Source organism: Nonomuraea sp. NPDC052129, assembly GCF_040680095.1.
Classification (GTDB): Bacteria; Actinomycetota; Actinomycetes; order Streptosporangiales; family Streptosporangiaceae; genus Nonomuraea.
Genome location: NZ_JBFAVX010000021.1, coordinates 113,560 through 134,590, shown reverse-complemented (window position 1 = coordinate 134,590; position 21,031 = coordinate 113,560). Strand labels below are relative to the sequence as shown.

The window sequence follows — 21,031 nt, the reverse complement described above, 5'->3', positions numbered from 1 at the left end:
TCCGCATGGCGGAATTCACCCCGACTGTTCCTGCGCGAGTCCTACCCCCCGTCGCCGTCCGAGACCTTCCGGACCCTCCCCGATCGAGTTGGCGCATCATCGGCCCCGGCCTGGTCGGCGCGGGGGTCGGGCTGGCGTCCGGCGAGTTCATCCTCTGGCCGTACATCGCCTCCCAGGTCGGTCTGGTCTTCATCTGGGGCGCCGCGATCGGCATCATCACCCAGTGGTTCCTCAACATGGAGATCGAGCGCTACACGCTGGCCACCGGCGAGACCGCGCTGACCGGTTTCAGCAGGATGTGGAAGCACTGGAGCCTCGTCTTCGTCGTGATGACGCTCTGCTCGAACCTGTGGCCCGGCTGGGTGACCACGTCGGCCACGATGATGACCTACCTGACCGGCACGGGCGCCGGCAGCGTGCGCTGGATCGCGATCGGCATGCTGCTGGTGATCGCGCTCGGACTGACGATGGCGCCCGTCATCTACACCATGCTGGAACGGGTGATCTTCGTGAAGATCGCCCTGGTGGCGACGCTCGCCATTGTCGCGATCCTGTTCGCCATCAACGCCGACAGCTGGATCGAGCTGGGCAAGGGCCTGAGCGTCGGGGCGGAGTTCCCGGTGCCGCCGCTGGAGTTCGCGGTGCTGATGGGCGCGATCGCCTACGCGGGCGCGGGCGGCGGCCAGAACCTGTGTCAGAGCAACTGGATCCGCGACAAGGGCTTCGGCATGGGCCTGTACGTGCCGCGCCTGGTCAGCCCGGTCACCGGCCAGGAGGAGGCGGCCGCCTCGACGGGCTTCCAGTTCGCCCCGACCAAGGAGAACCTGGCCCGATGGCAGCAGTGGTGGCGCTTCGCGAACATCGAGCAGGCGGCCACGTTCGCGCTGGTGTCGTTCCTGACGATCGCGCTGATGTCGATGCTCGCCTACTCCACGGTGTTCGGTAAGCCGGGGCTTGCCAACGGCATCGGGTTCCTGCAGGTCGAGGGCGAGGCGCTGAAGGCGTCGGTGGGGCCGTGGTTCGGCGTGCTGTTCTGGGTGATCGGGGCGCTGTCGTTGTTCGCCTCGGCCATGGGCATCGTCGACTACACCTCCCGGCTGGCCTCCGACGCGCTGAAGACCATTTACCTGCGGGACAAGGCCATTTCCGAGAACCGCGTGTACTTCTTCATCGTGTGGGCGATGGCGCTGCTCGGCGTCGTGATCCTGCTGCTCGGGTTCGACCAGCCGCTGATCCTGCTGGTGTTCTCGGCCAGTTTCGCGGCGGTGATGATGTTCGTCTACTCGATCCTGCTGATCGTGCTGAACCGCCGGTCGCTGCCGGAAGCCCTCAAGGTCAGGTCGTACCGGCTGGGCGCGCTCGTCTGGTCGATCGCCTTCTTCGGCACGCTCACCGTGCTGACGGTGACCCAGCAAGCGCAAAAGCTGTTCGGCTGACCCGCATCGCGGAACCAGGCTTTCCGCGATGGCGGGCAGACTGGCAGGCATGCTCGACACCTCGGCCCGCCTGCTCAAGCTGCTGTCCCTGCTCCAGGCGCACAAGGACTGGTCGGGCCCCGAGCTGTCCACGCGGCTCGGGGTCTCCACCAGGACGATCCGCAACGACGTCGAGCGGCTGCGCAGCCTCGGCTACCCCGTGCACGCCACGCCGGGTGTCGCTGGCGGCTACCGGCTCGGCGCCGGGGCCGCGCTGCCGCCGCTGCTGCTCGACGACGAGGAGGCCGTCGCGGTGGCCGTCGGTCTCGGCCGCGCGGCGGGCGGCGGCGTCCAGGGCATCGAGGAGACCTCGGTACGCGCCCTGGCCAAGCTGGAGCAGGTGCTGCCGTCGCGGCTGCGGCGCCGGGTCAACGCCCTGAACACCTACACGGTGCAGGTCCCCGGCGACGCCCCGTCGGTGGCGCCCGAGGTGCTGACCACGATCGCCAACGCCGCCCGCGACCACGAACGGCTCCGCTTCGACTACACCGGCCACGACGGCTCCTCGGCCATGCGCGACGCCGAGCCGCACCGGCTCGTCCACCGGCGCGGCCGGTGGTACCTGGTCGGCTACGACATCGAGCGGCGGGACTGGCGGACGTTCCGGGTGGACCGCCTCCTGCTGCGGACACCGGCCACGGGACCCCGGTTCACGCCTCGCGAGCTGCCCGGCGACGGTGACGTGGCCGCGTGGGTGGAGAAGGGCGTGACCACCGCGATGTGGCGCTATCACGCGACGGTACTGCTGCACAGCCCGGCCGAGGTGATGCGCCGGTCGCCGCTGAAGCTGGACATCGAGCCGGTCGACGAGGCGACCTGCCTGGTCAGGCTGAGCGGCGACGACCTGCCGGGGATGGCCGTGTGGATCGGGTTCATCGGGGTGGACTTCGAGGTGCTCGACCCGCCGGAGCTGGCCGAGCACGTACTGCTCCTGGCGGATCGCTACCAACGCGCCGTACGTCGCTGATGGAGACGGTCAGTCGACGGTAGGAGAACGGTCAGCGCCCGGCGGCAGCCTGGCGGTCATGAAGAACATGACGCAGATCGCGGGCGGCAGGAACGACTTCCAGCTCGTCCGCCACCTGACCCTCCACGGCAGCCAGGTCGAGATCGGCCGGGCGCTCACCGAGGAGGCCCTCAGGCTCGGCTGGGCGCCGACGCCCGCCGACCCCGCCGTCAACCGGGCCCGCCGGACCTGGTTCGAGCGGCACTGGCCCCAGCACCACGCCCGCATGGACGGCGCCGCCGCGGCGCTCGGGCTCGACCCCGACCAGGACGAGCTGGCCCTCGACGGCCTGGGCTACGTGCCCGCGGGCTCGGGCTGCTCAGCGCTGTGGTGCCCGCCGTCCGCCGGCACCGACGGCCACGGCAGAGTGGGCCGCAACTACGACTTCTTCACCACGACCACCAGCGAGATCATGGGCCAGGCCGCCCGGCCCGGCGAGCTGCCGATGTCGTCCAGGCCGTACGTGATCACCACGGTGCCCGACACCGGCCTGGCCTCCACCGTCATCACGATGTCCGAGCTCGACGGCTGCATGGACGGCGTCAACGAGGCCGGTCTGGTCGTCATGCTGCTCATCGCCGACTTCTCCAGCGCCGAGCCGCCGCAGGACGTCTCGCCGCAGGTCGGGGTGGGCAGCGCGCAGTTGCCCCGGTTCCTCGTCGACACCTGCGAGAATGTGGAGCAGGCCAAGCAGGCGCTCCTCGGCGCCAAGCAGTACGACCACGGCGTGCCGCTGCACTACCTCGTCGCCGACGCGCACGGCCGGGCGTTCGTGTGGGAGCGCGGCGCGGACGGCGCGGAGCACATCATCGAGTTCGGCGACGCGCCGCTCTGCGTCACCAACCACCTCCTGCACCGCCACCCCGACCCGATGGACCTGCCCGAGGACACCGAGTCCAGCTTCCAGACGTTCGAGCGGCTGCGCTCGCTGTACGAGCGGAGCAAGGGCGCGCCGATGTCGCCAGAGGATCTGCGCGCGAGCCTGCTGGCCGTGCGGCCGGACCCGGCGCTGCCGTTCCGCACGGTGTGGAGCACGGTCTTCGACCCGGCCGACCGCACCCTGTCGACCCGGTTCTACCTGGGCGACGAGAAGGGGTACACCGACGAGCTGGTCTTCACCGCGAGTCGAGGTACTCCCGCCTGACCTTGGAGCGCGACAGCTTCCCCGTCGGCGTGCGGGGCAGCGCGTCCCGGTATTGGATCACCTTCGGGTGCTTGAACCGGGCGATGCGCGGCTCGCAGTGCCGCAGCAGCTCGGCGGTGAGCTCGGAGTCGCCCGTGGCGCCCGCCACCGGCTGGACGAGGGCGACCACGCTGTGCCCCCACTCCTCGTCGGGCACCCCGATGACGGCCACGTCCGCCACGAGGGGGTGCTCCAGCAGCGCGGCCTCGATCTCGGCTGGGTAGATGTTGACCCCGCCGGAGACGATCAGGTCGGTGCGCCGGTCGCACAGGAACAGGAAGCCGTCCTTGTCGAGGTAGCCGATGTCGCCGGGGGTGTACCACTCACCGCGCATGCTGGCGGCCGTCTTCGCCGGGTCCTTGCGGTATTCGAAGGTGCCCAGGCTGGACTTGACGTAGATCATGCCGGGCTCGCCGGTCGGCAGTTCCTGGCCGGCCTCGTCGAGGATCCTGACCTCGAAGGTGGGCGCCGGCTTGCCCACGGTGCCGGGCCGGGCCAGCCAGTCGTGCGGCTTGACCGAGAAGGCGATCGTCGACTCGGTCGAGCCGTAGTACTCGTAGAGCACCGGCCCCCACCAGTCCATGATCCCCTGCTTGACCGCGACCGGGCAGGCCGCGCCGGTGTGGATGACCTGCCGCAGGCTCGACACGTCGTAGCGCGCTTTGACCTCTTCCGGCAGCCGCAGCATCCGGTGGAACATGGTCGGGACCATCATCGCGTTCGTCACCTGGTGGCGCTCGACCAGCTCCAGGATGTTCTCCGGCTCGAAGCGTGGCGTGATCACCACGGTGTGGCCGAGATGCAGCGCGAACTGCGTGTGGGCGCACGGCGCCGAGTGGTACATCGGCGAGGTGACCAGGTGCACTGCCTCACCGGGCACCAGGTCCACGATCTCGCCGAGGAACCAGACATAGAGCGGGACGACCGCCTCGGGCTCGGCTCCGGACAGCGGCCGCTGCACGCCCTTGGGGAAGCCGGTGGTGCCGGAGGTGTACCACATGACGGCCCCGCCGGCCCGCCCGCCGGGCGCGTCTCCGGGCTGACCCTCGGCCAGCCCGGCCGTGCCGATCTCGCTCCCGGGTACGTGGCCGTCCGCGGTGACCACGATCTTCGCGTCGCAGTCCGCCAGGATGTAGGCCACCTCCGCCTCGGTGAGATGCCAGTTGATCGGCACGTAGTAGAGGCCGATCTGCCCGGTCGCCATGATCATGATCACCGCGTCGAGGCCATTCGGCAGCACGCCGGCCACCACGTCCCGGTCGGTCAGCCCACGGGCGCGCAGGCCGTGCGACACCTGGTTGACCCGGGTGAGCAGCTCGCCGTACGTGGTCCGGGACCCGTCCACGTCGATGACCGCGAGCCGGTCCGGGTCGGCGGCGGCGATCGCGTAGAAGCCGGGCAGTCCACTGATGTCCGTCACAGCTCCAGCAGCTCGGCGAGGCGGGCTCGGTGGATTCGGGGCGGGCCGAGCAGCACTTCGTCGGCCTTGGCCCGCTTGTAGAACAGGTGCGCGTCGTGCTCCCAGGTGTAGCCGATGCCGCCGTACAGCAGCAGGTGGTCACGGGCCACCTCGAAGCAGGCCCGCCCCACGTACGCCTGGGCGAGCGCGGCGGCGGCGGGCAGCTCCTCCGGCGACTCGTCGGCGGCCCAGGCGGCGAAGCGGACGATGGACTCGGCCTGCTCCAGCTTGCAGTGCATGTCGGCGAGCTTGTGCTTGACCCCCTGGTAGGAGCCGATGTAGCGGCCGAAGGCGACCCTGATCTTGGCGTAGGCGACGATGGCGGCCAGCGCGGCGCGCAGCACGCCGAGTTGCTCGGCCGCCAGCGCCACGGCCAGCAGGTCGTCGACGCCGTCCGGCAGCGGGCCGAGCTCACGCCGGGGCACGCCGTCCAGCTCCACGCGGGCCTGGCCGCGGGTCAGGTCGAGCGTCTCCAGGGCGGTCCTGGTGACGCCGGGCGCGGTGAGGTCGACGGCCGTGAGGACCCCGCCGTCGCGCAGCAGGAGGACGTCGGCCTCCATCCCGTTGATCACCCGGTCGAGCGGGCCGGTGGTGAGTGGGCCGATGGCGAGCGTGGCGGTGATCCGGCCTTCGGCGATGGCGGTCAGCAGCTCCTTGTCCGGCACCCGGGTCAGCGCGATCGTGGCGAACGCCGTGGCCAGGAAGGGTCCGGGCAGCAACGCGGCACCCGTCTCCTCCAGCGCCACGGCCAGCTCCGCGAAGCCCGCGCCCGCCCCGCCGTACTCCTCCGGAATGATCAGCCCGGACAGGCCGAGCTCGCCGTTCAGCCGCGCGTACACCTCCCGGTCGTAGCCCTCACGGACCTTGGCCAGCGGCGAGGCCGCGGCCAGGAACGAGCGGACGGCGGCGCGGAGCTCCTGCTGCTCCTGGCTGAGTACGAGCTTCACCCCTGCGTCCCCACCTTCAGGTCCTTGAACGGCACGGTCTTGTCCACCCGCGGCTCGGGCGGCAGGTTCAGCACGCGGTCGCCGATGATGTTGCGCATGATCTCGTTGGTGCCGCCGCCCAGCGACATGCCGGGCGCCATGGAGATCGCCTGCGCCAGCGGGTGGCCACCGACGACCGCCTCGGGCCCGACGAGCCGGGTCGCGAGGTCGGCCTGGTACAGGTACAGCTCGGCCAGCAGCAGCTTGGCGGCGCTGCCGCGGGCACCGGGGAAGATGCCCGCCTTGGTCTCCTGGGAGAGGCGCTGGTTGAACAGGGCGAGCGCCCGCGAGCGGATGTGCAGCTCGACCAGCTCGTCCCTGACCAGCGGGTCGGTGGTGTCGACCACCTGGCGCAGCGCCGCCAGGGAAGTGGGGTCGTCCTTGCCCTGGCCCATGCCGACGCCCGCCGAGATCGACAGCCGCTCGTGCAGGAGCGTCGTGACGGCCACGCTCCAGCCGTCGTTGATCTCGCCGACGCGGTGCGCGTCGGGGATGGGGACGTCGTCGAAGAAGATCTCGTTGAAGTTGGCCCGGCCGGTCATGTCCTTGAGCGGCCGGATCGTGACGCCCGGATGGCGCATGTCGACCACGAACATGGTCAGGCCCTTGTGCTTGGGCACCTCGACGTCGGTGCGGGCCAGCAGCAGCCCCCAGTCGGCGTGGTGGGCGACCGAGGTCCAGACCTTCTGGCCGTTGACGATCCAATCGTCGCCGTCACGTACGGCCCTGGTCTGCAGGCTGGCCACGTCGCTGCCCGCGCCGGGCTCCGAGAAGAGCTGGCACCAGATCTCCTCGCCGCGCAGCAGCGGCCGGACGAAGCGTTCGCGCTGCTCGTCGGTGCCCCGGTCGACCAGCGTCGGGCCCGTCATGCCGAGGCCGATCGAGAAGACGTAGGTGGGCAACGTGAAGTCGCGGGCCGCGGCGGCGAACGCGCGCTCCTCCGCCTGCGTCAGCCCCTGGCCGCCCCAGCGGGCCGGCCAGGTGATGCCGGAGTATCCGGCGTCGTAGAGCCGGGCCATGAAGTCCTTGGCCCTGGCGACCGGGTCGGCCTCCGGGGAGTCACCGGCCGAAGCGTTTTCGAGGAGCCAGGCCCTGGCGGCATGCCGATACTCATCAAGGTTCACATCGTCTCCCTGACATCAGTGCTCACTTACTCTAACCAGCCGAATGCGGCACGCATAGAGCGCCGTTCGGTTGGCGTTTTATCCGGATTTGTCGCCGAATCTCCGTTAATTAGGATGGGGGCTACTAGGTGTGATCGGCTGATCGCCGGGGGGAAAGGCGTGGTCACACGGTTCGGGCGGTCCGTGCGTGCGCGGTTGACGCTGTTCGCGAGCGTCGCCATGGCGCTGCTGTGCGTCGTGGTCAGCGCGCTCGCGCTGCACGCGGTGCACACCACGGTGGTCGGGCGCCGCACCAACGAGGTGCTCACCGCCGCCCTGCGCGTGGTGCACCTGGTCAAGCGGCACGAGCTGCCTCCGGTCATCAGCGGCGAGGTGGACGGGATCCAGGTCGTCGACTCGGCCGGACGCGTGGTGTCCACGACGGCGAACCTGACCGGCCGCCCGCGCATGAGCGAGTGGACACCCGACGCCGACAACGCCAACCGCACCCGGGTCGTGTGCGACCTGCCCGACTTCCCCGGCCGGTGCGAGATCCTGACCGTCCTGCGCGTCTACGAGCGGGGCGGCGACTGGCTGATCTACGCGGCCGGGGCCATGGTGCCGCGGTACGTCCATCCGGCCATGCTGGGGTTCCTGGGCGGCGACTCGCTCGCGCTGGTGGCGCTGACCTGGTTCGGCGTGTCCCGGGTGGTGGCCAGGACCCTCCGGCCGGTCGACCGGCTGGAGTGCGCGGCCGAGCGGCAGCGCAGGTTCGTCGCCGACGTCTCGCACGACCTGCGCAGCCCGATCACCGCCATGCGCGCGGAGGTCGAAGAGGCCATGCTGCATCCCGGCGACGCCGACTGGCAGCGGACCGGGGTGGCGCTGCTGGGCAGCCTGGACCGCCTCCAGGCCATCGTCGGCGACCTGCTGACGCTGGCCCAGCTCGACGCGGGCGCCCCCGCCGTCCGCGAGCCCGTCGACCTGGCCGAGCTGGTCGGCGCCGAGACAGCCGGGCGGCGGTCCAAGCCGATGATCACCACGCTGGAGCCGGGCGTGATCGTCATGGGCGACCCGGTCCGGCTGGCCCGCCTGCTCACCAACCTGCTGGACAACGCGGAGCGCCATGCCGAGTCCCAGGTCGCGGTGACCGTACGGCACGACGATGGGGCGGCCGTGATCGAGGTCGTGGACGACGGCGCGGGCATCGCGCCGGACCAGCGGGAGGTGGTGTTCCAGCGCTTCACCCGGCTGAGTGCCGCGCGCGAGCGCGACGCCTGCGGCACCGGGCTGGGGCTGGCCATCGCCCGCGAGATCGCGCTGGCTCACGGCGGCACCCTGACCCTGGAGGACTCCGACCGCGGCGCCCGTTTCGTGGTGCGGCTCCCTCGGCTCCCCATCGTGGAAGGCTGAGCGGTGTTCGCCAAGTGGTCGGTGCGGCGCCGGATGACGGTGGCCGCCCTGCTGTCGACGCTGGTCGGCTACTTCGTCACCGCGGTGCTCATCACACCGCTCGCGCACAGCGCGCTCACCGGATACCAGATCGAGCACGCGGCCGGCGCCGCTCGCCGGGTCGCGGTCAGCGTCCAGCGGTCCGCGCCGGAGCGGATGAGGCCCGTGGCGAGCACCGAGGACGTCGATCTCCTCCAGGTGATCGACGACCACGGCACGGTACGGCAGGCCAGCCCAAGACTACTGGGTTATCCGCCGCTCATCAGGGACACCTCCACGGGCGACGACAACCGCCTGGACGCCACGGTCTGCACCAACCGGGTGCCGGGCGTGAAATGCCTGATCGTCGTGGGGTACCGGGTGCCGGTCGGGTCGGCGTTCTGGACGGTCTGCGCCTACATCCCGGCCGTCCCCTGGTACATCAGCCCGCTCTATGTGGTGGGCGTGCTGCTCGCCGTGCTGCTGCTCTCCGCGATCTCGGCGTACGTGGCCAGGATGACGGTGGTCAAGGCGCTGCGGCCCGTCACGGACATCAAGACCGAGCTGGCCGAGATCACCGCCACGGACCTGGGCCGCCGGGTGCCGCCCTTGCCGCACCGCGACGAGCTCGACGACCTCGCCCGGACCGTGAACCAGACCCTGGACCGGCTGGAGCACGCGGTCCAGCAGGAGCGCAGGTTCGCCGCCGACGCCTCGCACGACCTGCGTACGCCGCTCACCGCGATGCGCGCCCAGATCGAGGAGGCCATGCTCCATCCGGACGAGGCCGACTGGCCGCGCACCGCCGTGGCCCTGCTGTCGAGCCTCGACCGGCTGCAGGCCATCGTCACCGACCTGCTGACGCTGGCCAAGCTCGACGCGGGCGCGCCCGGTCTGGGCGCCGACGTGAACCTGGCCGAGCTGGTCAAGGAGGAGCTGGCCCGCCGGCCGCCCGGCAAGCGCGTGGAGCTGAAGCTGCGTCCGGTGGTGGTGACCGGTGACCCGCTGCGCCTGACCCGCCTGCTGGCGAACCTGCTCGACAACGCCGAGCGGCACGCCGAGTCCACGATCACCGTGACCGTCGACGAGCGGGACGACTGGGGCGTACTGGAGGTCCTGGACGACGGCGCGGGGATCGCGCCGGACCAGCGCGAGAACGTCTTCCGCCGGTTCACCCGGCTGGACGCCTCACGCAACCGCGACGCGGGGGGCACGGGGCTCGGGCTGCCCATCGCCCGCGAGATCGCCACGGCGCACGGTGGTACTCTCACGGTCGAAGATTCCGACATCGGCGCCCGGTTTGTCCTACAAATCCCCCGGGTTAGTAGTTAAAGTGGCCCGCTGTGACACGGGGTTTCAGCCGATTACGGCGCGAAGATTTACTGAAGACGGCCTGCGAAGTGATCGCCGAGCAGGGGTTCGGGCATACCAGGACGATCGACATAGCCAGAGCCGCCGGCGTGAGCCAGGCCCTGCTGTTCTACCACTTCGAGACCAAGGACGAGCTGTTCGCGCAGGCGTTCGCCTTTGCCGCCCAGATGCATCTCGACACCCTGGACGCCATCGAGCAGTCGCCGGGCACACCGCGCGAGCGGCTGCGCGCGCTGTTGCGCCGCTCCTCCCCCGCGGGCTCCTCCGATGGCTGGCGGCTGTGGATCGACGCCTGGTCGGAGTCCATGCGCAACAAGGAGCTGGAGCAGACCGCGCGACGGCTCGACTTGCGGGGCAGGACCCTGCTGCGCGAGATCATCGAGGCCGGCGTGGCGTCGGGCGACTTCGTCTGCCCCGACCCCGAGGAGTCCACCTGGCGGATCTTCGCGTTGCTCGACGGGCTGGCCATCCAGATCCACGTGCACCCCAAGGTCGTGTCGCGCCGCTGGGCCACCCGGCTCCTCCGCGCGACGGCCGCCGCAGAGGTCGGCCTGAACCCGGACGACCTGTGATCGGCGTCACTCTTCCCCTCTTATTGGATGCTTCGTACAATTACCGGGCGAGGAGAGGAGCAGGCGATGACACGCGCACCGAGCTCTACCACCGCCAGGGAGACCGACGAGCGGGTCGCCGACCGCAGCGCCTACGAGGCGGTCATCCAGCGCCTGTCGAAGGCGTCGGTCGACAAGCACTGGGAGCCGTACAAGGACATCCCCTGGGAGGATCCGGAGTTCCTCGTCGACCAGACCGACCCTCGCTGGGAGCTGCCGCAGGTGGACAAGCTCGGCGCCCACCCGTGGTATCGAAGCCGCTCCCCCGAGACGCGGGCCAGGATCGGGCTGTGGCGGCTGGCCACGGCGATGAAGATCGGGCTGCAGTTCGAGAACCTGCTCAAGCGCGGCCTGCTCAACTACGCCTACCGGCTGCCGAACGGGTCACCCGAATTCCGCTACGTCTACCACGAGACCATCGAAGAGGGACATCACGGGATGATGTTCCAGGAGTTCGTCAACCGGACGAAGCTCCCCGTGCGCGGCATGCCGGGGCCGCTCAGCCTGCTCGCCCAGGTCGCCCCCTGGATCCCGCTGATCTCGACCGAGTTGTTCTTCGTGTTCGTGCTCGGCGGCGAGGACCCGATCGACCACGTCCAGCGCAAGGTGCTCAAGGACGACCGGGTCCACCACCCGCTCGAAGAGACGATCATGCGCATCCACATCGCGGAGGAGGCCAGGCACATCTCCTTCGCCCGGCACTACCTGCGCAACCGGGTGCCGAGGATGCCGCGCTACCGGCGCCTCATGCTGGGTGTCGCCTCGCCGATCATCCTGGGGATCATGGCCAGGATCATGCTGGCGCCACCGGGGCCGATGATCAGACGGTTCGCCATCCCGTGTGACGTGGTGACCGAGGTGTACCTGCGCAACCCGGCGGCCAAGCGGGAGATCCGCGACTCAGTGGGCAAGACCCGCGAGCTGTGCACCGAGATCGGCCTGGTGAACGCTCTCACCCGGCCGATCTGGCAGGTCATGGGGATCTGGGACTGAAGGTTTTTCAGGAACGGCGGGCGACCAGCACCTCGGTGATCGCCCGCTCTTCCCACACGCCCGACGGGTTGGCGGCCAGCAGCACCCGCCGGACCGCGTCGGTGAACTCCGCCACCCTGTCGCCGAGCCTGTCGGGAGTGGTGTACGAGTACGACAACTGCAGCCCGATCACGGCGTCGAGGTCCCAGGTCAGCCGCTTTTCGAACAGGCTCGACTCCAGCCGGTCGAACGGCGAGTCCGCGAGCACGTCGTCATGGTGCTCCCCGCTGGCCTGGAAGGAGTTGGCCGCCGTGAACTCGTTCATCGCGAACTCGGCGCGCACCTCGCGCACGGCCCCCGCCAGCGGGATCGCCACCGTACCGGGGCCGCAGCCGAGGTCGAGCACCCGGCTGCCGGGACCGAACGCCCGTGCCAGGCAGCCGATCGCCTCTTCCCCGTATCCGGGCCGGTACTTCACGTAGAAGGGGGCGGCGCCGCCGAACAGGTTCGTCATGGTGAGACGATATTCGGGTTTCTGTTGGCGTCCACTCTTATTACGAGGGTGATGAGGAGGTCGCGTTGAGCGGCACGGTTCACCGGCTCACCCGGCGACAAGACTTTGCGAGTAGAGACTTGACGAGTTCGGTGCGGCGGCTGGTCGTGATCCTGCTGCTCGCCTTCGCCGGGGTGGGCGTCGCTCTCCCGGCGCGAGCGCACAACGTGCTGGTCGGCAGCGACCCCAAGGACGGCGCGACGCTGAGCGCCGCGCCCGGGCGGATCACGCTCGTGTTCGACCAGGCGGTACGCCAGGGATACGCGCAGGTGGGCGTGACCGGGGCCGACGGCACGGCGTGGGCCGACGGGACGGCCGAGGTCGCCGCCGAGAAGGTGTCGATCAAGGTCAAGCCGCTGCGGACGGCCGGGGCCTACGTGGTGGGCTACCGGATCCTGTCGGCCGACGGACATCCGGTCACCGGCAAGATCAGCTTCACCCTCGCGGCGGGCGCCACGGCCGTACAGGAGGGCGCCGGGACGCAGGACGCCGTCAAGGGCGGCACCGGGGACGCCGGAGCCGAGGCCGCCGAGGCGGCGGCGAACGGCGGAGCGGGGATGGCCGTGGTCTGGATCGTGGGGGCGCTGCTGGTGCTGGCCGCCGGCACGGCCGTGTCCCTGCGCCGCGCCCGCACCCCGGCCCCCGCCGACAGCGAGGCGCGCGATGGTGAGGCGCGCGACACAGAGGGGGCCGGGGCGTGACGATCACCGCTCTCCCTAGGCAGCGGATCGGCGGGCGGTGGGTGGTCGGGGCGTTCGCGGTGTGCGCGATCGTCGCCGCCGTGGCGGCCAGCACGTTCACCGCCCAGGAGGCGGTGCCGGGCATCCCGATGCCGGGGCCGGTCGTGGCGTACGGGCTGCCGATCGTACGGGTGCTGCTCGATCTGGCGGCCGTGGCCGTGGTGGGGCTGAGCCTGGTGCCCAAGCTGCTCGGCTTCGACGCGCCGGACCTGACCGAGCCGGTCCTGCGCAGGACGCGACCGCTCACCGTCACCGCCGCGTGGGCGTGGGCGGTCTGCGCGCTGCTGACGATCGTGTTCCAGACGGCCGAGTTGAACCCGGGCGGCCTGCCCACGGTCGGCATGATCGCCGCCTACGTCGACGGCGTCGGCACCGGGCAGGGGCTGCTGTTCAGCGCCGCGTGCGCGCTGGTGGCCGCGGGCATCGGGCTGATGGCCGTGCGGTTCGGCGAGAAGGTGCCCGCCGAGCTGCGGATCATCGTGGCGTTGTTCGGCCTGCTGCCGATTCCGGTGACCGGTCACGCGGTCAACTCCGTCTGGCACGACCCCATCATGATCGCGATGGAGACGCATGTGATGGGCGCGGCGGCGTGGGCGGGCGGGCTGGTGGCGGTGGCGGTGTTCGTCGCGCCGCGTCCGTCGCTGCTGGCCGCCGCGCTGCCGCGCTTCTCCAGGATGGCGACCGTCTGCCTGCTGCTGGTCGGCCTGTCCGGGCTGATCACCGGGCTCGGCACGATGGCGCTGACGCCCGGCGTTGAGCTGCCGGGCGCCATCGTGACCAGTCACTACGGGGTGCTCGTGGTGGTGAAGCTGACGCTCACCGCGCTGCTGGTACCGCTGGCCGGGCACATCAGGTTCCGGCTGCTGCCGCTGATCCGCCGCGCCGAGCCCACGGCCGTGGTCGGCTGGGTGGCCGCCGAGGTCGCCCTGATGGGGATGGCCTACGGCGTGGCGGTCGCGATCACCCGGGCTTCGATCGGCTGACGCCGCGTCGCGAGCCACTCGCAGACCAGCCAGGCGATCATCAGCCCCGCCCCGGCCCAGACGGCCGACGACGGGACCAGGGGCGGCGCGCCGAGCAGGCCGGTCTGCCCCTTCAGCGAGCCGTACACCGCTCCCATGATCGAGCTCTGCGCGGTGAGCGCACCGTAGACGGCGGCGGTCGCCACGGCCGCCCCGAGCACCGCGCGCACCGGCGCCAGACCCCGCATGGGCAGCCGTACGGCGAACGCGAGATCCACGCAGATACCGGCGATCACCAGGAAGTACGGCAGCGCGGACGGCGGGAAATTGGTGAACGTCAGCAACGGCCAGGCCACCGTCCTGAACGCCAGGTAGGAGCCGGCCACCAGCGTCGCCGCCCCGAACCTGCCGATCATCATCCGGGCCACGACCAGCACGGTCACACCGACGACCACCGCGTACACCGGATAGAGGAAGTCGGGCACAGGAAGGGTGAAGTTGGTCATCATCACCCGGTCGACCGGACGGCCCATCTGGTCGGCGGCGAATCGCAGCAGGATGGGCTCGGCGTAGATGGCGTGGTTGTCCCAGGCGCCGATCGACAGGATGCCGTACTCCTGGTGCTGCTCGGGGAAGTGCACGTTCTCCAGGAAGAACGCGAAGAACGCGCCCAGCATGACCGTGCGCTCCCTGCCGGGCGGCGCGCCCATGAACCAGCCGCGGATCACCCCGGCGATCATGAAGAACGAGCCGCCGTACAGCATGAGGTGGGACGGGCTCCACGAGGTGATGTCCAGGCCGTTGACCCGGTGGTTGATCAGGTCCAGCGGCACCGCGACGAGAAATATGCCGGTGCCCCACTGGATCAGCCGGAGCGCCGCCTTGTCCACGCCGAAGCCGGTGTAGCCGTGGATCACGGTCAGCGCGAGGGCCAGGGCCGTGCCGACGGAGTTGAGCAGGTGGGGCGGCGCCAGGTCGTCGCGCAGCCACTTGAAGTGCCAGGAGACGTCCCAGGTCGCGCCGAGCACCTTGAACGTGAACGCCACCAGCCAGCCGTAGTAGAGAACCCTGAACAGGTCGGGCGGCGTCTCGCGCCCCGCCTGCCCGCGGGTCCAATGCGGCAGGGCCCACTCGGCGGCGGTCTTGATGATTGCGGGAGCCTTCACGGCGGAAATCTTACGATGCCTTCTTCCGGAGCAATACGTGCATGTCCCTCGTGCTGTTGTTCTGCCGTCGAAGGCATCGAGACCGGCGCGCATGGTCAGGCGGAGGTCAACGGCTTTCCTCGGTGGCTCAGCCGTACGGGCAGGTGTTTGAGCCCGTTCTGGAAGTTGGACGTGAGGCGAACGGGCGCCCCCGCGAGCTCGACGTCCCAGGCGAGCAGCTCGGCGAAGACCGCCCGGAACTGCACGCGCGCCAGGTGGGCGCCGAGGCAGAAGTGCGGGCCGAAGCCGAAGCTGACGTGGTCGTTCGGGGTGCGGGCGATGTCGAACCGGTCGGGGTCGGTGAAGACGGACGGGTCACGGTTGGCGGAGGCGTGGTAGACGACGACCTTCTCGCCCGCGCGGATGCTCCGGCCGCCGAGTGTGAGGTCGCGGGTGGCCGTACGGCGGAAGTCCATGACCGGCGGCCAGAACCGCAGCATCTCCTCCACCGCCGAGCCGAGCAGGGCGGGGTCGGCGCGCAGCCGGGCCAGCTGGGCGGGGTGTTCGAGGAGGGTGAGCAGGCCGCCGGGGATGCCGTTACGCAGCGTCTCGTTGCCGGCGACGGCGAACAGGAAGAACATGTTCTCGAACTCCGCCTCGGTCAGGCCGCCGTCCCTCATGGCCGACATGACCGACTCGCCGTGGCTGGTCTTGGCCAGGGCGTGCGCGTACGCGAACATGTCCGCCAATGCCGCCCGGGAGCGAGGGTTCACCCCCGGCCCGAGCCGCGGACGGGAGGCAGTGGCGAGGCGGCCGATCGGGCTGAGCGACTCGGCGTCGGCCGTGGACAGCCCCGCATAGTCGGCGTCCTGGTAGCCGATCACCCGGGACGCCCAGTCGTACAGCAGCCGCCTGTCCTCGTCCGGCACACCCATGACGTGCGCGAGCGTCCAGACGGGCAGGTCGGCGGCGACCTCCACGAAGTCGCACGAGCCCGCGGCGAACAGCGACGCGGCCCGCTCCGCGATCGTCCGCTCCAGCGCCCGCACCGCGCGCGGCGTGAACGCGGCCGCCACGATCCTGCGCAGCCGGGAGTGGTCCGGCGGGTCCGTGTTCAGCATCATCGCCTGCACGAAGGCCAGGTCGGCGGGGGTGTCGGGGTCACGGATCTGCGTGGCGCCCAGGTGCGAGGAGAAGTCGTCGGCCGCGCGCAGCACGTGCTTGACGTCGGCGTGCCGGAACACGCCCCAGTATCCGGGCCCCTCGCGCCACGGGCCGACCGCCGGTTCCGGAATCCGGCAGACGGGGGCTTCCCGCCGCAGCCGATCGTAGAGGTCGTACGGGACGGCGTGCGCGTACGTGGCGGGCAGAAAGACCTCACTCACGGGCGGCTTTTCCACAGGCGGCGTCCGTGGCAGGAAGTTATCCACAGGCTCTCGCCGCGTCTCCTCGCTCATGCCTGCCAGCCTGCATGATGGGCTGGTGACTCCAGAAGACGGTGAGGCCATTCTGCGCGACTACTTCGCGCCCTGGATCCAGCAGCTCGGGCTGCGCGTGCGGGAGCTGGGTGAGCGCCACGCGGTGGTGTGCCTGCCCTGGTCCGACGCGCTGGCCAGAGAGGGCGGCGGCCTATGTGGCCAGGCCATGATGGCCGCCGCCGACACGGCCACGGTCATCGCGATCTCCTCGGCCAGGGGCGGGTTCGTGCCGATGACGACGGTGCAGCAGTCGACGACGTTCCAGCGGCCGGTGACGGGCAAGGACGTGCTCATCGACGTACGCATCTCCAAACTCGGCCGGACGCTGGCCTTCTCCGACGTGACGCTGACGGCCGACGGGGCGGCCGAGCCGGCCGCACGGGCGTCCACGGTCTACGCGATCTTGGGCTGATCCACTGTCTCAGGGGTTTCTCAGGTGCGGAAAGTAGGCTCAACCACATGAAACGTGTGGCCGCGCTGGTCGCGGTGCTCGCCCTCGCGGGGGTGGTGACGTGGCTGGTGTGGCCGTCCGCCTCCGAGGCGAAGGGCCTCGACCAGCGCATCTCCGTCGTCGACGGGCCGGCGGACGACCAGCGGGTCGAGCTCGACGCGACGTTTTTCCCGGCCGCCGGCGGGGGGAAGGCTCCGGTCGTGCTGCTCGCGCACGGGTTCGGCGGCAGCAAGCAGAGCGTGCGTCAGCAGGCTCAGCGGCTGGCGCAGGACGGCTACGCGGTGCTGAGCTGGTCGGCCCGCGGCTTCGGCCGTTCGACCGGCGAGATCGCGCTCAACTCCGCCGACTACGAAGTCAAGGACGTCAAGCAGCTCATCGACTGGCTGGCCAAGCGGCCCGAGGTCCGGCTCGACGCACCCGGCGACCCGCGTGTGGGCATCGCGGGCGGCTCATACGGCGGGGCCATCGCGCTGATGACGGCCGCCTACGACAGCCGCGTGGACGCGATCGTGCCGCAGATCACCTGGGCCGACCTGGCCGACTCGCTGTTCCCCGACGGTGGTGGCCAGGGCCCGGCCAACGGCGTGTTCAAGCGCATGTGGGCGGGCTACTTCTTCGGCCGCGGCGCCCCGGTCCAGGGCGGCGGCGCGGCTCAGGGGCTCGGCGCCGCTCAGGGACTGGGCGCGCTCAGTCAGCAGAGCGTGCCGCTGACGGCCGAGCAGGCCAGGTGCGGCAGGTTCCTGCCCGCGGTCTGCGAGATGTACCAGCAGGTCGCCAAGACCGGGCGGGCCACGCCGGAGGCCATCGAGCTGCTGCGCAAGTCCAGCCCGGTGACGGTGGCCGGCCGCATCAAGGCGCCGACGCTGCTCATCCAGGGGCAGCGCGACTCGCTGTTCCCGCTCGCCCAGGCCGACGCCAACGCCAAGGCGATCGCCGCCGCGGGCACGCCGGTGAGCCTGGCCTGGTTCGACGGCGGCCACGACGGCGGCAACGGCGAGGCCGACTGGCTCTACGACCAGACGGCCGGCTGGTTCGGCCACTACCTCAAGGGTGACGGCTCACCGGTCCCGGAGCGGTTCACCGTGACCCGTGACGGCGGCCGCGACCCCGGCACCCGCCAGCGCATCAGGCTCCACCCCGAGTCCGCCGCCTACCCCGGCCTCGGCGGCACCGCCACCACCGCGGTCACGCTCAAGGGCCCCGAGCAGAACATCGCCAACCCGCCCGGCGGCTCACCCGCCTCCATCTCCACCGTGCCCGGCACCGGCGGCCTGCTCGGCGGGAGCGGCGGCGCGACCAACCTCAGCGTCGGGCTCGACATGCCCGGCCAGGTGGCCGTCTTCGAGTCGGCGCCGCTCACCGCTCCGCTCCAGCTCACCGGCAGCCCGTCGGTCAAGTTGAAGGTCTACGGCAAGGGCCAGGTGACGCTGTTCGCCAAGGTCTATGACGTGGCCGACACCGTACAGCCGCCCAACCTGCCCGCGGGGCTGGTCTCGCCGCTGCGCGTGACGGTTCCGGAAGGCGCCGACAGCGTGGAGACCACGGTCACGCTGCCCGCCGTCGACTACCGCTTCGCGGTGGGGCACCGGCTGCGACTGGCGGTGACGACGACCGACATGGGTTACGCGACACCCGTCGAACCGGCCTCCTACCGGGTCGGCCTGGCGGCGCCCGCCCTCGCCGTACCAACGGTGTCCGCGCTGGCCGCACCCACGACCGGGGTGGCGTGGTGGGTGTGGGCGATGCCGCTCGCCGCCATCGCGCTGGCCGCCCTCATCATGGCCACCGGCCGAACCCCATCCCGCCGCCGGATCTCCACCGTACGAGACTGGCGCCGAACCGCCACCGTCCAGCAGGACGGCAGTTCGTCCGACGTGCTCGGGGAGGACGGCGATCCGTCCGGTGCGGGACCCGTGCCTGGCGAAGAGGTGCCGTTGGAGATCAGGGGGCTCACCAAGGCGTACCGCAATGGTGAGCTGGCTGTGGACGACCTGTCGTTCCGGGTCGAGCGCGGTCAGGTGCTGGGCCTGCTCGGGCCCAACGGCGCGGGCAAGACGACCACGATGCGCATGATGATGGGCCTCATCCAGCCCGACGCCGGTGAGGTCCGCATCTTCGGCGACCGGGTGACACCCGGCGCTCCCGTGCTGTCCAGGCTCGGGTCGTTCGTCGAGGGGCCCGGGTTCCTGCCGCACCTGTCCGGCCGCGACAACATCGAGCTCTACTGGGCCGCCACCGGCCGCCCCACCGCCGACGCCCGGTTCGACGAAGCTCTGGAGATCGCGGATCTGGGCAAGGCGCTGGAGCGGGCCGTACGCACCTACTCGCAGGGCATGCGGCAACGGCTGGCGATCGCCCAGGCCATGCTCGGTCTGCCCGACCTGCTCGTCCTCGACGAACCCACCAACGGCCTCGACCCGCCCCAGATCAGGGAGATGCGCGAGGTGCTCAAGCGCTATGCCCGCGACGGCCGTACGGTGATCGTCTCCAGCCACCTCCTGGCGGAGGTCGAGCAGACGTGCAGCCATGTGGTGGTCATGCACAGAGGCCGTCTGGTGTCGGCGGGTCCGGTGTCGGTGCTGCTCAGTGCCGCCACCTCCACCAACGGACATGGGCCGCGCCTCGAAGACGTGTTCCTCGACCTCATCGGAGAGAAGTCGTGACCCACGGCTCCACAAACGGCTCCACCAACGGGACCGCGACCTTGACCGGGTCAGCGACCGCGACAGGTTCCGCCGGGTCCACGGCCCGCTCGGCGACCGGCTACGCGCCCCGCCGGACGTTGCCGTTGCGGGTCGAGATCGTCAGGCAGTTCAAGCGGCGGCGCACGCTCGTCATGTTCGGGCTGCTGCTCGCGCTGCCGTGGATCCTGGTGATCGCCTTCCAGTTCGGCCCGCAGTCCAGCGGGCAGCAGCAGTCGGCGTTGCGCATCTCCGACCTGGCGACGGCCAGCGGTCTCAACTTCGCGGCGTTCGCCCTGTCGGTGTCGGCCAACTTCCTGCTGGTCGTGGCCGTCGCCCTGTTCTGTGGCGACACCGTGGCGAGCGAGGCCAGCTGGTCGTCGCTGCGTTACCTGCTGGCCGCGCCGGTGCCGCGTGATCGGCTGCTGCGGCAGAAGATCATCGTGGCGCTCGGCTACTCGGCGGCGGCGGTGATCTGCCTGCCCCTGATGGCACTGCTCGCCGGCACACTGGCGTTCGGCTGGCACGACATCCAGGTGCCCGGCACGGGCGAGACGATCCCGGCGCTCGACGTGCTGCCGCGCTTCGGCATCGTGATCGGCTACGCCCTGGTGAGCCAGCTGGTGGTGGCGGCGCTGGCGTTCCTCATCTCCACGATGACCGACTCACCGCTCGGCGCGGTCGGCGGGGCGGTGGGCCTGTGGATCATCAGCACCATCCTGCAGGCCGTGGAGGCGCTGGGGTCGCTGCGGGAGTTTCTGCCGACCTTCTGGAACACGGCCTGGCTGGACGCCATCGCACCGGAGCTCGACTGGAGCGGCATGGCCAAGGGCGCGTCGGTGTCGGTGACGTACGCGGCCATCCTGATCGCGGTGGCCTTCCGCCGCTTCCGCCGCAAAGACGTGGTCAGCTAAGACGCCTGCCGCTGCAGGAAGGTCCCGCCACCGCCACCGCCACCGGAGTCGCCCGTCTTCGGTGACGCAGGCCCCTCAGCGGCACAGGCCCCTTCGGTGGCGAACGCCCCCGATCCCGCAAGCCCCTTCCGCATCGGATGCCATCGGCGGCGCAAGCCCTTTCAGCGGCGGACGCTTTCAGCGGTGCAAGCCCTTCGGTGGCGGACGTCTGCGCCGGCCGGTTTCTGGTGGGTGACGGACTTCTGGCGGAGTAGCAAGGCGGCCTGCCGCAGGACGGTCTCCGTAGCTGGCCTTCCTGCCTTACCAGCGCCCAAGGCGCGCCTAACCCCAGTGAGGTGGCTTGTCGTCGAGGTAGAAGGAGTCCGGGTCGGTGTCCTGGGAGTCGCGCCAGTCGCCCCAGCCGAGGTCCGTATCGTCGTCCGTCTGCTCCGGGAGGAATTCACTCACGGTATACATGCTACTCAGAGGGACAAACCCATTCCCGGCCCGCGCGGCTTATCCCGTGCGGCG

At 70.7% G+C, this 21,031-nt stretch carries 19 protein-coding genes; 12 read left to right on the top strand and 7 right to left on the bottom strand.

Features of this window, described 5'->3' with window-relative positions; genetic code table 11:
- Nucleotides 1-5: 5 nt before the first annotated feature.
- The 3 genes from AB0L53_RS36550 to AB0L53_RS36540 are packed head-to-tail and all read left to right on the top strand — an operon-like array spanning nucleotide 6 to nucleotide 3,625.
- On the top strand, nucleotides 6-1,436 hold the full coding sequence (locus tag AB0L53_RS36550) for an Nramp family divalent metal transporter (RefSeq protein WP_364004066.1): 1,431 nt from the start codon (nucleotides 6-8) through the stop codon (nucleotides 1,434-1,436).
- 49 nt (nucleotides 1,437-1,485) lie between these two features.
- Nucleotides 1,486-2,442, top strand: a complete 957-nt coding sequence (locus AB0L53_RS36545; protein ID WP_364004239.1) for a YafY family protein — start codon at nucleotides 1,486-1,488, stop codon at nucleotides 2,440-2,442.
- A gap of 58 nt (nucleotides 2,443-2,500) precedes the next feature.
- Complete coding sequence (locus AB0L53_RS36540; protein ID WP_364004063.1) at nucleotides 2,501-3,625, top strand: C45 family peptidase; 1,125 nt, start codon at nucleotides 2,501-2,503, stop codon at nucleotides 3,623-3,625.
- Here the strand turns inward: AB0L53_RS36540 and AB0L53_RS36535 are convergent.
- The 3 genes from AB0L53_RS36535 to AB0L53_RS36525 are packed head-to-tail and all read right to left on the bottom strand — an operon-like array spanning nucleotide 3,597 to nucleotide 7,233.
- Nucleotides 3,597-5,084, bottom strand: a complete 1,488-nt coding sequence (locus AB0L53_RS36535; protein ID WP_364004061.1) for an AMP-binding protein — start codon at nucleotides 5,082-5,084, stop codon at nucleotides 3,597-3,599. The two genes, AB0L53_RS36540 and AB0L53_RS36535, sit on opposite strands and share 29 nt — an antisense overlap.
- Complete coding sequence (locus tag AB0L53_RS36530; RefSeq protein ID WP_364004059.1) at nucleotides 5,081-6,070, bottom strand: acyl-CoA dehydrogenase family protein; 990 nt, start codon at nucleotides 6,068-6,070, stop codon at nucleotides 5,081-5,083. Before AB0L53_RS36530 ends, AB0L53_RS36535 begins: the two co-directional genes overlap by 4 nt.
- On the bottom strand, nucleotides 6,067-7,233 hold the full coding sequence (locus tag AB0L53_RS36525; protein ID WP_364004051.1) for an acyl-CoA dehydrogenase family protein: 1,167 nt from the start codon (nucleotides 7,231-7,233) through the stop codon (nucleotides 6,067-6,069). Before AB0L53_RS36525 ends, AB0L53_RS36530 begins: the two co-directional genes overlap by 4 nt.
- A 159-nt stretch (nucleotides 7,234-7,392) precedes the next feature.
- Here AB0L53_RS36525 and AB0L53_RS36520 point away from each other — a divergent pair, with 159 nt between their 5' ends.
- The 4 genes from AB0L53_RS36520 to AB0L53_RS36505 all read left to right on the top strand — a co-directional run bounded on the left by AB0L53_RS36520 (nucleotide 7,393) and on the right by AB0L53_RS36505 (nucleotide 11,618).
- Entirely contained in the window at nucleotides 7,393-8,625 is a 1,233-nt protein-coding gene (locus AB0L53_RS36520) for a HAMP domain-containing sensor histidine kinase (protein WP_364004048.1), read from the top strand.
- A 3-nt stretch (nucleotides 8,626-8,628) separates the two neighbouring features.
- Nucleotides 8,629-9,975: a HAMP domain-containing sensor histidine kinase gene (locus tag AB0L53_RS36515; RefSeq protein WP_364004045.1), complete on the top strand. Its 1,347-nt coding sequence runs from the start codon at nucleotides 8,629-8,631 to the stop codon at nucleotides 9,973-9,975.
- Nucleotides 9,976-9,986: 11 nt separating this feature from the next.
- On the top strand, nucleotides 9,987-10,586 hold the full coding sequence (locus tag AB0L53_RS36510; RefSeq protein ID WP_364004042.1) for a TetR/AcrR family transcriptional regulator: 600 nt from the start codon (nucleotides 9,987-9,989) through the stop codon (nucleotides 10,584-10,586).
- A gap of 66 nt (nucleotides 10,587-10,652) precedes the next feature.
- On the top strand, nucleotides 10,653-11,618 hold the full coding sequence (locus AB0L53_RS36505; RefSeq protein ID WP_364004039.1) for a diiron oxygenase: 966 nt from the start codon (nucleotides 10,653-10,655) through the stop codon (nucleotides 11,616-11,618).
- A 7-nt stretch (nucleotides 11,619-11,625) separates the two neighbouring features.
- Here the strand turns inward: AB0L53_RS36505 and AB0L53_RS36500 are convergent, their stop codons facing one another.
- Complete coding sequence (locus tag AB0L53_RS36500; RefSeq protein ID WP_364004036.1) at nucleotides 11,626-12,111, bottom strand: hypothetical protein; 486 nt, start codon at nucleotides 12,109-12,111, stop codon at nucleotides 11,626-11,628.
- 119 nt (nucleotides 12,112-12,230) lie between these two features.
- Here AB0L53_RS36500 and AB0L53_RS36495 point away from each other — a divergent pair, with 119 nt between their 5' ends.
- A complete protein-coding gene (locus AB0L53_RS36495; RefSeq protein ID WP_364004033.1) occupies nucleotides 12,231-12,851 on the top strand; it encodes a copper resistance CopC family protein in 621 nt (206 codons plus the stop codon).
- On the top strand, nucleotides 12,848-13,873 hold the full coding sequence (locus AB0L53_RS36490; RefSeq protein WP_364004030.1) for a CopD family protein: 1,026 nt from the start codon (nucleotides 12,848-12,850) through the stop codon (nucleotides 13,871-13,873). Before AB0L53_RS36495 ends, AB0L53_RS36490 begins: the two co-directional genes overlap by 4 nt.
- Here the strand turns inward: AB0L53_RS36490 and AB0L53_RS36485 are convergent.
- Nucleotides 13,831-15,018, bottom strand: a complete 1,188-nt coding sequence (locus tag AB0L53_RS36485) for a hypothetical protein (RefSeq protein ID WP_364004027.1) — start codon at nucleotides 15,016-15,018, stop codon at nucleotides 13,831-13,833. The two genes, AB0L53_RS36490 and AB0L53_RS36485, sit on opposite strands and share 43 nt — an antisense overlap.
- A 95-nt stretch (nucleotides 15,019-15,113) precedes the next feature.
- Nucleotides 15,114-16,382: a cytochrome P450 gene (locus AB0L53_RS36480; RefSeq protein ID WP_364004024.1), complete on the bottom strand. Its 1,269-nt coding sequence runs from the start codon at nucleotides 16,380-16,382 to the stop codon at nucleotides 15,114-15,116.
- A gap of 97 nt (nucleotides 16,383-16,479) precedes the next feature.
- Here AB0L53_RS36480 and AB0L53_RS36475 point away from each other — a divergent pair, with 97 nt between their 5' ends.
- The 3 genes from AB0L53_RS36475 to AB0L53_RS36465 are packed head-to-tail and all read left to right on the top strand — an operon-like array spanning nucleotide 16,480 to nucleotide 20,521.
- A complete protein-coding gene (locus tag AB0L53_RS36475) occupies nucleotides 16,480-16,887 on the top strand; it encodes a PaaI family thioesterase (protein ID WP_225289115.1) in 408 nt (135 codons plus the stop codon).
- Between the two features lie 47 nt (nucleotides 16,888-16,934).
- Nucleotides 16,935-19,589 carry a CocE/NonD family hydrolase gene (locus AB0L53_RS36470; protein WP_364004020.1) on the top strand — a complete coding sequence of 885 codons (2,655 nt, stop codon included), beginning with the start codon at nucleotides 16,935-16,937 and terminating at the stop codon, nucleotides 19,587-19,589.
- Nucleotides 19,586-20,521 carry an ABC transporter permease subunit gene (locus tag AB0L53_RS36465; RefSeq protein WP_364004017.1) on the top strand — a complete coding sequence of 312 codons (936 nt, stop codon included), beginning with the start codon at nucleotides 19,586-19,588 and terminating at the stop codon, nucleotides 20,519-20,521. The genes AB0L53_RS36470 and AB0L53_RS36465 overlap by 4 nt, the downstream gene beginning before the upstream one ends.
- Before the next feature lie 321 nt (nucleotides 20,522-20,842).
- Here the strand turns inward: AB0L53_RS36465 and AB0L53_RS36460 are convergent, their stop codons facing one another.
- A complete protein-coding gene (locus AB0L53_RS36460; RefSeq protein WP_358437978.1) occupies nucleotides 20,843-20,968 on the bottom strand; it encodes a hypothetical protein in 126 nt (41 codons plus the stop codon).
- Nucleotides 20,969-21,031: the final 63 nt, after the last annotated feature.

Excerpts from the sequence above, each read along its gene's own strand:
- AB0L53_RS36550 (WP_364004066.1), top strand. The coding sequence starts at position 6 with ATGGCGGAATTCACCCCGACTGTTCCTGCGCGAGTCCTACCCCCCGTC.
- AB0L53_RS36545 (WP_364004239.1), top strand. The coding sequence starts at position 1,486 with ATGCTCGACACCTCGGCCCGCCTGCTCAAGCTGCTGTCCCTGCTCCAG.
- AB0L53_RS36540 (WP_364004063.1), top strand. The coding sequence starts at position 2,501 with ATGAAGAACATGACGCAGATCGCGGGCGGCAGGAACGACTTCCAGCTC.
- AB0L53_RS36505 (WP_364004039.1), top strand. The coding sequence starts at position 10,653 with ATGACACGCGCACCGAGCTCTACCACCGCCAGGGAGACCGACGAGCGG.
- AB0L53_RS36500 (WP_364004036.1), bottom strand. The coding sequence starts at position 12,111 with ATGACGAACCTGTTCGGCGGCGCCGCCCCCTTCTACGTGAAGTACCGG.
- AB0L53_RS36470 (WP_364004020.1), top strand. The coding sequence starts at position 16,935 with ATGAAACGTGTGGCCGCGCTGGTCGCGGTGCTCGCCCTCGCGGGGGTG.